The 12,193-nt window shown below is 41.0% G+C and carries 9 protein-coding genes and 1 pseudogene; 2 read left to right on the top strand and 8 right to left on the bottom strand.

Annotated features, from left to right (window positions below):
* The 8 genes and pseudogenes from GEZ85_RS08715 to GEZ85_RS08680 all read right to left on the bottom strand — a co-directional run.
* Positions 1-70 (bottom strand): annotated as a pseudogene (locus GEZ85_RS08715) (transposase); the annotation flags it as partial.
* 112 nt (positions 71-182) lie between these two features.
* Positions 183-1,220, bottom strand: a complete 1,038-nt coding sequence (locus tag GEZ85_RS08710; RefSeq protein ID WP_153210055.1) for an aldose epimerase family protein — start codon at positions 1,218-1,220, stop codon at positions 183-185.
* A 313-nt stretch (positions 1,221-1,533) separates the two neighbouring features.
* On the bottom strand, positions 1,534-2,700 hold the full coding sequence (locus GEZ85_RS08705; protein ID WP_153210056.1) for an SIS domain-containing protein: 1,167 nt from the start codon (positions 2,698-2,700) through the stop codon (positions 1,534-1,536).
* Between the two features lie 99 nt (positions 2,701-2,799).
* The gene (locus GEZ85_RS08700; protein ID WP_001129931.1) at positions 2,800-3,204 is read right to left on the bottom strand and encodes a PTS sugar transporter subunit IIA; all 405 of its coding nucleotides are present in this window, start codon (positions 3,202-3,204) and stop codon (positions 2,800-2,802) included.
* 3 nt (positions 3,205-3,207) lie between these two features.
* A complete protein-coding gene (locus GEZ85_RS08695) occupies positions 3,208-4,029 on the bottom strand; it encodes a PTS system mannose/fructose/sorbose family transporter subunit IID (protein WP_049509964.1) in 822 nt (273 codons plus the stop codon).
* Positions 4,016-4,921, bottom strand: coding sequence for a PTS mannose/fructose/sorbose/N-acetylgalactosamine transporter subunit IIC (locus GEZ85_RS08690; RefSeq protein ID WP_049509962.1), 906 nt, complete (start codon positions 4,919-4,921; stop codon positions 4,016-4,018). The genes GEZ85_RS08695 and GEZ85_RS08690 overlap by 14 nt, the downstream gene beginning before the upstream one ends.
* Positions 4,922-4,947: 26 nt before the next feature.
* On the bottom strand, positions 4,948-5,424 hold the full coding sequence (locus GEZ85_RS08685) for a PTS sugar transporter subunit IIB (RefSeq protein WP_000156974.1): 477 nt from the start codon (positions 5,422-5,424) through the stop codon (positions 4,948-4,950).
* On the bottom strand, positions 5,421-7,208 hold the full coding sequence (locus tag GEZ85_RS08680; protein WP_153210057.1) for a glycoside hydrolase family 35 protein: 1,788 nt from the start codon (positions 7,206-7,208) through the stop codon (positions 5,421-5,423). The genes GEZ85_RS08685 and GEZ85_RS08680 overlap by 4 nt, the downstream gene beginning before the upstream one ends.
* A gap of 277 nt (positions 7,209-7,485) precedes the next feature.
* On the opposite strand from GEZ85_RS08680, the gene GEZ85_RS08675 reads away from it, so the two are divergent.
* Positions 7,486-8,244: a GntR family transcriptional regulator gene (locus GEZ85_RS08675; RefSeq protein ID WP_194251546.1), complete on the top strand. Its 759-nt coding sequence runs from the start codon at positions 7,486-7,488 to the stop codon at positions 8,242-8,244.
* A gap of 302 nt (positions 8,245-8,546) precedes the next feature.
* Positions 8,547-12,086 (top strand): LPXTG-anchored beta-N-acetylhexosaminidase StrH, encoded by a 3,540-nt coding sequence (strH, locus tag GEZ85_RS08670; protein WP_153210059.1) that lies wholly within the window; start codon positions 8,547-8,549, stop codon positions 12,084-12,086.
* Positions 12,087-12,193: the final 107 nt, after the last annotated feature.

Below are 12,193 nucleotides of genomic sequence, written 5' to 3'. Positions count from 1 at the left end.
GCTTCTCTAAGCTATATCCTTGTTTTCTAAGTTCATAGATCTGAACTTTATCATCATAAGTTAATTTCATAATAAAAACACCCCAAAAGTTAGATTTTTTCTGTCTAACTTTTGGGGTGCAGTTCATTCAGCATCTGATAATATGTGTGTTTCTAATTTTAAAGACTTTTTGCCCAGCTTTTTTATTTCACAACAAGCTCATAACGTGTCTTGCTTGTAAAGGTTTGACCTGCTTTGAGAATGACTTGGTCTTTGAGGTCGCTGTGAATGGCATCTGGTAAAGCCTGCGCTTCAAGGGCAATCCCATTGTGCTGTACCATGGGCTGACCTCCTATGATGACACTCTCATCCACAAAGTTTGCTGTGTAGACTACAAAACAAGGAGCCTCTGTCTTGAAAAGCAAGAAGCGACCTGAGTTTTGGTCATAAAGGAAACCAGCATTGTCATGACCTGCAGGAAGAGCAAATGGATGATCTAAACCAGACACAAGTTGGATTTGCTCATCTTCTTCTGCAAAGATATCCTTCAACAAAGCTCCATTGTAGATGTGTTTAACCACATCACGAGTAGCATCTGGAGTTTTGACAGGAACACCGTCGGGAGCGATTGGATAAATGCCCTCTGTGTTTAGTTGGAAGACATGACGGTCAATCGTCTGCGTGAAATCACCAGACAAGTTGAAGTAGCTGTGATTAGTTGGATTGACCAGCGTATCCTGATCGGTCGTTACCTTGTAGCTGATTTCATAGGCACCAGTTTCTTCTAAGTGGTAACTGATCCAAATCTTGAGATTCCCAGGAAATCCCCCTGTCCCATCTGTACGCTCTGTGTAGAGGGTCAAGCCATGGTCGCTCACTTCAACTAGTTCAAACAAGCTAGAATCCCAACCATTTGAACCACTGTGGTTGCAGTTGCTAGCATTGTTGACTTCAAGTTCATAGGTCTTGCCATTTAATTCAAAGGTCGCACCTGCAATACGGCCCGCCACAGGACCTACGCTAGCTCCATGCTTGGGACTATTGCCTACATAGCTATCAAAATCATCAAATCCCAAAATAACATTAGCAAAATTTCCAGCCTTGTCAGGTGTGACATAGCGCAGGATGGTCGCACCATAAGTCATAACCTCAAGCTGGTAGCCACCGTCCGTCTCAAAGAGATAGGCCAAGACATCCTTGCCATCAACATTTCCAAATACACGCTCTGTGTATGCTTTCATTCTGTTCTCCTTTTACTATTTCTCTCAAGCAAACAAACCATAGAAAGCGCCTTGACAATCTATGGTTTATCTGATAATTTACAAATCCTCTTGTCAAGAATTCATAAATACTGTCTTATACTCAATGAAAACCAAAGAGCAAACTAGGAAGCTAGCCGCAGGTTGCTCAAAGTACCGCTTTGAGGTTGTGGATAGAACTGACGAAGTCAGCTCAAAACACTGTTTTGAGGTTGTGGATAGAACTGACAGAGTCAGTATCATATATCTACGGCAAGGCGACACTAGCATGGTTTAAAGAGATTTTCGAAGAGTATTACTTTTGATATTCGTGGATGATAACACCCTGTACCACACGGTTTACTGTACCTGTAGGAGACGGTGTATCTGGTTTATTTTCTACCTTAAGTGAAGTCAAGAGGGCAAAGAGTTGGGCATAAACGATGTAAGGGAAGACACGGTAAATATCATTCAAGACACCGCCACAGCCAAGGGCTACTTCCTTGACATTTTCAAGACCAAAGGCTTGATCACTCAAGAGCACAACACGACGAGCAATGTGATCACCAGCAACTTCACGAACCAAGTCCAAGTCGTACTTGCGAGTGTAGTCTGACGTTGTGCCAAAGATCAAAACAACTGTATCTTCATTGATAAGAGATTTTGGACCGTGACGGAAGCCGACTGGACTTTCATACATAGTCGCCACCTGACCAGCTGTTAATTCCAAAATCTTGAGCTGAGCTTCATGAGCAAGTCCAAAGAAAGGACCAGCGCCTAGATAGATAACACGGTTAAAGTCGAGGTCAACAAGCTCTTTGACATCTTCTACACTGTCTAAAACTTTACGTGCAAGACTAGATACAACTTCAAAACGTTCAGACTTAACAGCAAATTCTGTAGGATCAAAGACCAAGAGAGCTGTCAACATCATAGACGTAAAGCTAGAAGTCATGGCAAATCCAGCATCATTAGAGGCAGCTGGTTGCAAGAGCAAGAGATTGCGGTCATCTCCATGAGCTTGAAGAGCCAATTTCCCATCTGCTGCACAAGTAATCGTCACTTGGTAAAGCTCATCTACCAAGGCCTTGGCCAAATCAACAGTCGCCACACTTTCAGGCGAGTTCCCACTACGAGCAAAGGATACAAGGACAGTTGCCACATCTTTTTTCAAATAAGTTTCTGGATTGGCAACGATATCTGTTGTCGCAATAGCATTGAAATTCCATTTGCGTTCGTCATAGACTTCCTTAAAGTAAGGTACCAAGGTATCTCCTACATAAGCAGAAGTCCCCGCACCTGTCAAGATAACCTTGATATAGTTATGTTTATCAGCAATTCCTTGTAGGAAAGCTGCAATTTCTTCACGTTTTTCTTGATAAGATTCAAAAGCTTCTGTCCATACATCTGGTTGTTGGTAGATTTCACGTGTAGTGATTTCTGCACCTAATTCGAGCAAGTCTTCTTTTTTATAATGTAGCATTGAGTTCCTCTTTTTCTATCAAATATGGGAATGGGAGTAAGCCCCATTCCCATGTATATTCTATATAAAATGCTCTAACGATTTTCACGTTGTCACATCTTATTCGTCTTCGTCATCATCGAAGCCCGCTAACAGGTCATTGACTTTCACAATGCTTTCTGCAGCACGGCTCTTGTAGTCCGCATCTGCGCCTGTAAGGCTCGCATTGATAAATTCAATCACCATTGGAAGATTCATCCCTGCGTAAAGGTCAATATCACGACCTTCCATGATCAAGCGACTCACCACGTTACATGGTGTACCACCAAGAAGATCCGCAAAGACTAGGAAATCATCCAATCCTTCAATAGCAGCTTCAAATTTTGCAGTAAAGTCTTCTGGTCCATCTTCTGGAAGAAGAGCCACTGCATGAATGTTGTCTTGTGGACCCATGATCATTTCAGTGCTACCTTTAAGTTCTTCACAAAAACGACCATGGCTCACCAAAATTAATGATTTAGCCATAAATTATGCGCCCATTCCAAGCAAGAATTTACCGATGAATGAAAGACCTACTGCAAGAGCGATAATGATACCGATAGCTTTAGTAGAAGTCATACCTTTCTTACCAAGCAACCAGAAGATAAAGGCAGTAAAGATTGCTGGAAGCAAGCGTGGGAAGATTGAGTTCAAGATATCTTGGAAGTCAATCATTTTTTCACCGATTGGCAATTTGTAAGAAATTTCAAAGTTAATCATTGTTGCTACAAGAGCACCCATCATGAAGACACCAAGTACAGATGCAGCGTCAATCAAAGCTGTCAAAGTACTTTGCATGTTGTTGATAAGGTTAACCCCTTCTTTGTAAGCAAATTCCAACTGTTTCCAACGGAAGATGTCATAAGCAACTGCAACTGCGATCCAAAGGAAGATTCCCCATGGTTGGCCAGCGATAGCCATAGTTGCTGCGATAGATCCCATGATAGCAGGTACAAGTGAACCAAAGATAGTATCTCCAAGAGGAGCGAATGGTCCCATCAAACCTGTCTTGATACCGTTAACGGCATCTTTTGAACCTACACCATCTTTTTCTTCCATGGCAAGGTCAAAACCAGCGATAATAGTGTGGAAGAATGGTGAAGTATTGAAGAATTGAGTATGAACTTTCATCATTTCTTTCAATTCAGGAGTTCCATCCCCATACATTTTACGCAATTGAGGCAAGATCATGTAAAGGTAACCAGAAGCTTGCATACGTTCGTAGTTCCAACCTAATTGGAAAGTAAACAAGCTACGTTTGTTGATTTGATTAAAATCTTCTTTTGTAAGTTTGTAATTAGAATTCGTCATCTTCGATTTCCCCACTTTCTGATGGTGTAGAAGGTGCTGCCACAGCTACTTTTTGGCTATTTTTGAAGTGAAGCACTGCTAGGAAGATACCTACGATAGAGATACCAATCATAGACAATCCTTTGAAGTTGTTCACGAAACCAATTTTTTCAGCAACATCTTTAGGTAGAGTACCGATAATACCTGCAACAGCGCCACCAAGACCTGTTACATATGAGTAAAGAACAGTCAACATAGCTGTCAAACCAAATCCCATTGCAAGGTAGTGAAGGTTACGTTTAACTGGAAGGTAACGAAGCAAGATTGCAAATCCAAGACCTGGAAGCATACGTCCTGCGAGTGTCAAACCATCTGCAAGCCATTGGTATTCTTTAACTAGGTCTACTACGTGTTGTACAAAGGCACCACCAAAGGCAAGCGCGAAGAAGACTGGAAGGGCACGAGATAGAGCCCATGGAATCGCACCAAGCAAGTAGTTGCGTTCGATTCCTTTGTAGTCATAGCGTTCGATTGCAGCATCAATACGGTGTGCAAAGAAAGTAGTTGTCATACGTCCAAGAACGTCGAAGTAAGTCAAGAGAGCTGCTACTGGCACAGCGATTGTTGTAATCGCAAGGTCTGTATCAATACCTTGAGAGATTGAGAATGCTGTTGCAAGAACCGCACCAGAAGTTGCGTCGATACGAGAAGCACCACCGAAGGTACCAACCCCAAGAACGAACAATTGCAAGCTACCACCGATAAACAGACCAGTAGTCACATCTCCCATGATTAAACCAGTAATGAAACCAGCAAATACAGGGGAACCTGCAGATGAAACGATCGTCAACTCATCACAGATTTGATAAGCTGAGTACAAAGTGAGAAGTAAAATTTGCCACCATTGTATCATAACAATGACCTCCTAAAAATTTTTTCCTATTTTAATAAGCTCAAAAAGTCTGAAACTGGATCATTTGGAACCATTTGAGCAGTAAGTTTAACACCTTTTTCTGCCAATTTGTGGAAGTCTTCCACATCCTTGTCCACTACATTGATAGAACGTGTAATAGAACGAGTTTCTGGTGTTTGAGACATATTCCCAACATTAAGGGTTTCAAGTGGTACACCTGCTTCGACCAAACCAAGGAAGCGGTCTGGTTTACGAGCCACGATAAAGAGACGTTGGCTATCGTATTTTCCAGCAAGAATATTGGCTGCCGCTTTTTCAATTGGCAAAATACTCAATTTCACACCTGGTGGTGTCGCAAGTTTCAAACCACTCTTTTCAACGTCATTGTTGACAACTTCGTCATCTACAACCATAATACGTGAAACATTTAGTTTTCCAGCCCAAAGATTGGCTACTTGTCCGTGGATCAAACGTCCATCGATACGGCATCCTACAATTGTCATAAGTTTTCCCCCTTTATGTGTTTTAGTGTAGGTTTACGAGTTAAATAAATCTCTTCTTTATATTGGCCCTCTGTTTCAAAGATGATGATGCGGTTATCACCTTCCTTGAGATAGCTATGAGGGATATAAAGCGAGAGGGTCGGGCCGACGTTCCAAAAACGTCCTAGGTTCTGCCCATTGACAAAGGCAACTCCCTTACCAAACTCAGACAAGTCTAGGTAAGTATCTTTTGGCTCTTGGACTGTAAAGTCATAAGCGTAAAAGGCTGGTTGTCCTTCTGTCCATCCTTTTGAAAAATCAATTTTCTCAGGATTATCTAGTGGGAGTGGATAGTGTTTCCAGTTTAGTAGGAAGTGCAAATCCTTACAAACCCCTGTCCGAATTCCCTTACGTTGCGTATCTGCTAAGAACTTATGTCCATAGTTGACACGCCCCATATTTTCAATCAAGATGTCAATCTCTGAAAAGCCTTCTCGGTTGCCTTGACAGTAGATGTCTTCGCCAATCTCTGTCTGGTATTGAGTAGCAATCCATTGACCATCTACAAAGAGTTGAGCTCGGTCACGTCCATCGATGATACGGAGACGTTCCTCTTCTGCATCCCAACTTGCCTCCGTGCGGTAGAGAAGGTAGCCATAACTTTGACCAAGTTCTTCCATCGCTTTTGGATAGAGGCTTTCAGTAGGACTAGAGAGATTATCCAGGGTTTCAAACAAGGAAACTTTTTCGACCAATGGAATGGACCCTATCTCCATGCTTTCCTTATAGAGTGGTTCCAACTGTGGATACTCTGGGAAGTGGGTTGCCATCATCTTCTTGACTGCTAAGTATTTAGCAGTTGGATTTCCTTCTTCATCGAGAAGGGCATCATAGTCGTAAGATGTGACTTGCGGCAAATCCAGAGTTCCTCGAGCCGAGCAACCATTCATGAAACCAAAGTTTGTACCACCATGGAACATGTAAAGGTTGATAGAGCCTTGCTCCAATACCTCTCGAACAGCTTCTGCCAATTCTTTAGGATCACGAGTGATGATGGGTTCTTTCCAACGGTTGAACCAACCATCCCAGAATTCCATACACATGAGGGGCCATTTCTTGCCATGCTCATCAAAGAATTCCTGCATCTGTGAAAAGTTGTACGGAGCTTTAGAACCGAAGTTTCCTGTCACAAAGAGATCGTCTTCGATCAAGGTTCCGGCTTTCAGAGTAGCCCTCCATGGGCCATCTGAAGTAAAGAGTGGGCAATCAATCCCTCGGTCTTCCATCAATTTCCGAATTGCTCGTAGATAAGACTTATCTTCTCCATAAGAGCCATATTCATTTTCGACTTGCATCATAAGAATGTTTCCACCATTATCCAACAAGCGAGGCACAAGCCTTGGCAATAATTGGTCATAATAGCGAGCAACAGCCTCGATGTAGGCCGGGTCGGACGAGCGAATTCGCATGTCCTTTGTCAAGAGCCAAGCCGGCAAGCCACCAAATTCCCATTCCGCACAGATAAATGGAGACGGGCGTACAATGGCATAGAGACCTAGATCTTGTGCAATTTGAAGAAATCTCTCCAAATTTCTGGCACCTTCAAAATCAAACTCCCCTTCAACAGGTTCGTGTAAATTCCAAGCCACATAGGTCTCGACTGTATTAAAGCCAAGCGCCTTTAAGTTATAGAGAGAATGATACCAATCCTCTGCTGGAATCCTAAAATAATGAATGGCGCCAGATAAAATCTTAAATGATTTTCCATCGAGATAAAAATCATCCCGTATCTCAAATCGTGTCATATTCTTACCTTCTGACAACTAAAGTTTACGCTTTCATTTGTTGATATAGTAAATATAACTCAATATCTTACATTTGTCAATAGGTTTTCACAATTTTTTTCATTTTTCACTAAATTTTACACAAAAAACTTATAAAGATATAAAATTTACAGACATATAGCTTCAAACAGGTAGCATGTATAAAAATGTATAAAACCTCCTATTTTTTATGTAAATTAACCTTATAGCCTATTATTCTAATTTTTTTATTCAAAAGGCTACTATTCTTTCCAGTTTTATGGTAAAATTTTTAACGGAGAAGGAAAATCGAGGTGAAAATATGGCAATTCCAAAGTATCAATATATTAAAGATGAGTTAAAGAACAAAATCATTTCTGGTCAATTTGCCAGTGGAGATAAATTCTACACTGAAGCTGAATTGATTGCAATGTATGATGTAAGTTCTATCACAGTTGTACGCGCCTTAAACGACCTTGCCAAAGATGGCTATATTGTCCGCCAACAAGGAAAGGGTACATTCGTTTCACGTGCACGCAAACACAAACTCGTAGAATTTTCAGATGTAGAAGTTTTTGAAACTAAAGATGATAAAGTTACCGTCCTTTCTATTGAGCGTGGAAACAAACTAAGCTACTTAGAAAAACTTGGACTACGCGGAGATCAGTTCTACTACAAGATTGAACGCGTACGCGAAACAGGTGGTGTTGTGTACATCTACCATACATCTTACATCCCAGAACAATACGTCAACGCAAATTATCCAAATCTTGAATATTATAGCTCTATCTATAACCGTTTCAAATTGGATTACCACATTCACATGAATGATGAACATTTTGAAGAAATCAATGAAATAGCATTTCCAACTCCAGAACATGTGGCTTCGGTCCTCGGAGTCGATGAACAATTCCCAACCGTTTTACAAACCAAGACTACTAAACTAGAGTCTACTGGTCAAGTTCTCGCTTACAGCGAAACATATAAACGAGCAGATTACTACAAAATCAAATTCATTTCATGTAACCGTGGTCACTAAGAAAAAGCTTGAGCCTTGCTCAGGCTTTTTCTATATATATTATAGCACAAAAAAGCGACTATGAAAACGCTATTAAATATCTTTATTTAATTTGTAGAACTTTTACTAAAAACAAGTTAAAAATCACTGATTTTTCCTTAATTTTACCTTCTTATATAAGTTGTCATTTCCAAAATCTTATGATTTCCTCCATTTATTATAGTTCTTATATAAACCTACTTGACTTTTTACTATATAGATAATAAAATTAAATTGGTTTTATGTAAACGTTATCAAAATAGTTGTATCAAGGAGGTTTTATCATGAAACTAGACAAGAAACAGCGTTTCTCAATCCGCAAGTATGCAGTCGGAGCAGCTTCTGTACTGATAGGATTTACCTTCAGTGCGCAAGTCGTATCTGCAGATGGACTCACACCAGTACCAAAAGCTACTGAAACTTTGCAAGCTGTGCCGGATAGCCCACAAGCATCAGAAGCACCAATTCAAGATAAAGAAGAAAAACTTGTAAAACAAGCTGATAAAACTATAAAAGAGGAAGTTAAAACTGAAAAAGATACTGTTAACACAGTTATTCCAAAAACAGACAATGCGGTAGTACCGGTAGTAACAGAACATGCCAGCCCAGCCCCTACTACGGAATCAGAAAACACAACTCAAGTGGAAAAAAGCACAGAGAGTGCCAATACTGAGAAGAAAAACGAGCCTGCTACTCCTGCTGTACTCTCTCCGACTACTGAACGTGCCACTCAAACTAATGAAAAACTAGCAAAAAAGAAAATTGTTTCTATTGATGCTGGACGTAAATATTTCTCACCAGAACAACTCAAGGAAATCATTGACAAAGCGAAACATTATGGCTACACTGATTTACACCTATTAGTTGGAAATGATGGACTCCGCTTCATGTTGGACGATATGAGCATCACAGCTAACGGCAAGACCTATGCCAGTGACGATGTCAAACGTGCCATTGAAAAAGGTACGAATGATTATTACAACGATCCCAACGGCAATCACTTAACAGAAAGTCAAATGACAGATCTGATTAACTATGCCAAAGATAAAGGCATCGGTCTCATTCCGACAGTAAATAGTCCTGGTCACATGGATGCGATCCTCAATGCCATGAAAGAATTGGGAATACAAAACCCTAACTTTAGCTATTTTGGGAAGGAATCAGCTCGTACCGTAGATCTTGACAACGAACAAGCGGTCGCTTTTACAAAAGCCCTTATCGACAAGTATGCTGCTTATTTCGCGAAAAAGACTGAAATCTTCAACATCGGACTTGATGAATATGCCAATGATGCAACAAACGCTAAAGGTTGGAGCGTTCTTCAAGCTGATAAATACTATCCAAACGAAGGCTATCCTGTAAAAGGATATGAAAAATTTATTGCCTACGCCAATGACCTAGCTCGTATTGTAAAATCACACGGTCTCAAACCAATGGCCTTCAATGATGGTATTTACTACAATAGTGATACTAGCTTCGGAACTTTTGACAAAGATATCATCGTTTCAATGTGGACTGGTGGTTGGGGAGGTTACGACGTCGCTTCTTCTAAACTTCTAGTAGAAAAAGGTCACCAAATCCTAAATACTAACGATGCTTGGTACTATGTTCTTGGGCGAAATGCAGATGGCCAAGGTTGGTACAACCTTGATCAAGGATTAAACGGTATCAAGAACACTCCAATCACTTCAGTACCAAAATCCGACGGAGCAACTATTCCATTCATCGGTGGTATGGTAGCTGCTTGGGCTGACACCCCATCTGCACGTTATTCACCGTCACGCCTCTTCAAACTCATGCGTCAATTCGCAAATTCTAATGCTGAATACTTCGCAGCTGATTATGATTCTGCAGAACAAGCACTTAACGAGGTACCAAAAGACCTTAACCGTTATACTACAGAAAGTGTCGCAGCAGTTAACGAAGCGGCAAAAGCCATCCGTTCACTTGATAGCAACCTCAGCCGTGCTCAACAAGACACGATTGACCAAGCAATTGCAAAACTTCAAGAAGCAGTCAGCAATTTGACCTTCACACCAGAAGCTCAAAAAGAAGAAGATGCTAAACGTGAGGTTGAAAAACTTGCTAAAAACAAGGTGATTTCAATCGATGCTGGACGCAAATACTTTACTCTTGACCAACTCAAACGCATCGTAGATAAGGCCAGTGAGCTCGGATATTCTGACGTCCATCTCCTTCTAGGAAATGACGGACTTCGATTCTTACTCGATGATATGACCATCACTGCTAACGGAAAAACCTATTCAAGTGATGATGTCAAAAATGCCATCATCCAAGGAACAAAAGCTTACTACGACGATCCAAATGGGACTGCGCTTACACAGGCAGAAGTGACAGAACTAATTGAATACGCTAAATCTAAGGGTATCGGTCTCATCCCAGCTATCAACAGCCCAGGTCACATGGATGCTATGCTGGTTGCCATGGAAAAATTGGGTATTAAAAATCCTCAAGCCCACTTTGACAAAGTCTCCAAAACAACTATGGACTTGAGAAACGAAGAAGCGATGAACTTTGTAAAAGCCCTCATCGGTAAATACATGGACTTCTTTGCAGGTAAAACAAAGATTTTCAACTTTGGTACTGACGAATACGCTAACGATGCGACTAGTGCCCAAGGCTGGTACTACCTCAAATGGTATCAACTCTATGGCAAGTTTGCCGAATATGCCAACACCCTCGCAGCTATGGCCAAAGAAAGAGGGCTTCAACCAATGGCCTTCAACGATGGCTTCTACTACGAGGACAAGGACGATGTTCAGTTTGACAAAGATGTCTTGATTTCTTACTGGTCTAAAGGCTGGTGGGGCTACAACCTCGCATCACCTCAATACCTAGCAAGCAAAGGTTATAAGTTCTTGAATACCAACGGTGACTGGTACTACATTCTCGGTCAAAAACCAGAAGATGGTGGTGGTTTCCTCAAAAAAGCTATTGAGAATACTGGAAAAACACCATTCAATCAACTAGCTTCTACCAAATATCCTGAAGTAGATCTTCCAACAGTCGGAAGTATGCTTGCTATCTGGGCAGATAGACCAAGCGCTGAGTACAAGGAGGAAGAAATCTTTGAACTTATGACTGCCTTTGCAGACCACAACAAAGACTACTTCCGTGCTAATTATAATGCTCTCCGCAAAGAAATCGCACAAATTCCTGAAAACTTAGAAGGATATAGTAAAGAAAGTCTTGAGGTCCTTGACGCAGCTAAAACAGCTTTAAATTACAATCTAAACCGTAATAAACAAGCTGAGCTTGACACACTTGTAACCAAACTAAAAGCCGCTCGCTTAGGTCTCAAACCAGCTACAACTCACTCAGGAAGCCTGAATGAAAATGAAGTGGCTGCCAATGTTGAAACCAGACCAGAACTCATCACAAGAACTGAAGAAATCCCATTTGAAGTTATTAAGAAAGAAAATCCTAACCTCCCAGCTGGTCAGGAAAACATTGTCACAGCAGGAGTCAAAGGTGAACGAACTCATTACATCTCTATCCTTACTGAAAATGGAAAAACAACCGAAACAATCCTTGATAGCCAGATAACCAAAGAAGTTGTAAATCAAGTGGTTGAAGTCGGTGCTCCTGTAACTCACAAGGGTGATGAAAACGGACAAGCCACTATTGCTGAAGAAAAACCTAAACTAGAAATTCCAAACCAACCAACTAGAGCAAAAGCAGAAGAACAACAACTCCCTGAAACAGGAAGTCACGATTCTGCAGGACTAGTAGTCGCAGGACTCATGGCTACACTAGCAGCCTATGGACTCACTAAAAGAAAAGAGGCTCTTTGTCAACTGTAGTGGGTTGAAGAAAAGCTAAGCTCGAGAAAGGACAAATTTCGTCCTTTCTTTTTTGATGTTTAGAGCGATAAAAATCCTTTTTTTGAAGTTTTCAAAGTTTCGAAATC

The organism is Streptococcus mitis, assembly GCF_009496205.1.
In the GTDB taxonomy this organism is placed as follows: domain Bacteria; phylum Bacillota; class Bacilli; order Lactobacillales; family Streptococcaceae; genus Streptococcus; species Streptococcus mitis_BN.
Note: the sequence above shows the minus strand (reverse complement) of the source record. Positions and strands in the feature narration are given on the sequence as shown.

Bases quoted from the DNA above. Each gene is read 5' to 3' on its own strand.
- GEZ85_RS08710 (WP_153210055.1), bottom strand. From the start codon at position 1,220: ATGAAAGCATACACAGAGCGTGTATTTGGAAATGTTGATGGCAAGGAT.
- GEZ85_RS08705 (WP_153210056.1), bottom strand. From the start codon at position 2,700: ATGCTACATTATAAAAAAGAAGACTTGCTCGAATTAGGTGCAGAAATC.
- GEZ85_RS08700 (WP_001129931.1), bottom strand. From the start codon at position 3,204: ATGGCTAAATCATTAATTTTGGTGAGCCATGGTCGTTTTTGTGAAGAA.
- GEZ85_RS08695 (WP_049509964.1), bottom strand. From the start codon at position 4,029: ATGACGAATTCTAATTACAAACTTACAAAAGAAGATTTTAATCAAATC.
- GEZ85_RS08690 (WP_049509962.1), bottom strand. From the start codon at position 4,921: ATGATACAATGGTGGCAAATTTTACTTCTCACTTTGTACTCAGCTTAT.
- GEZ85_RS08685 (WP_000156974.1), bottom strand. From the start codon at position 5,424: ATGACAATTGTAGGATGCCGTATCGATGGACGTTTGATCCACGGACAA.
- GEZ85_RS08680 (WP_153210057.1), bottom strand. From the start codon at position 7,208: ATGACACGATTTGAGATACGGGATGATTTTTATCTCGATGGAAAATCA.
- GEZ85_RS08675 (WP_194251546.1), top strand. From the start codon at position 7,486: ATGGTAAAATTTTTAACGGAGAAGGAAAATCGAGGTGAAAATATGGCA.
- strH (WP_153210059.1), top strand. From the start codon at position 8,547: ATGAAACTAGACAAGAAACAGCGTTTCTCAATCCGCAAGTATGCAGTC.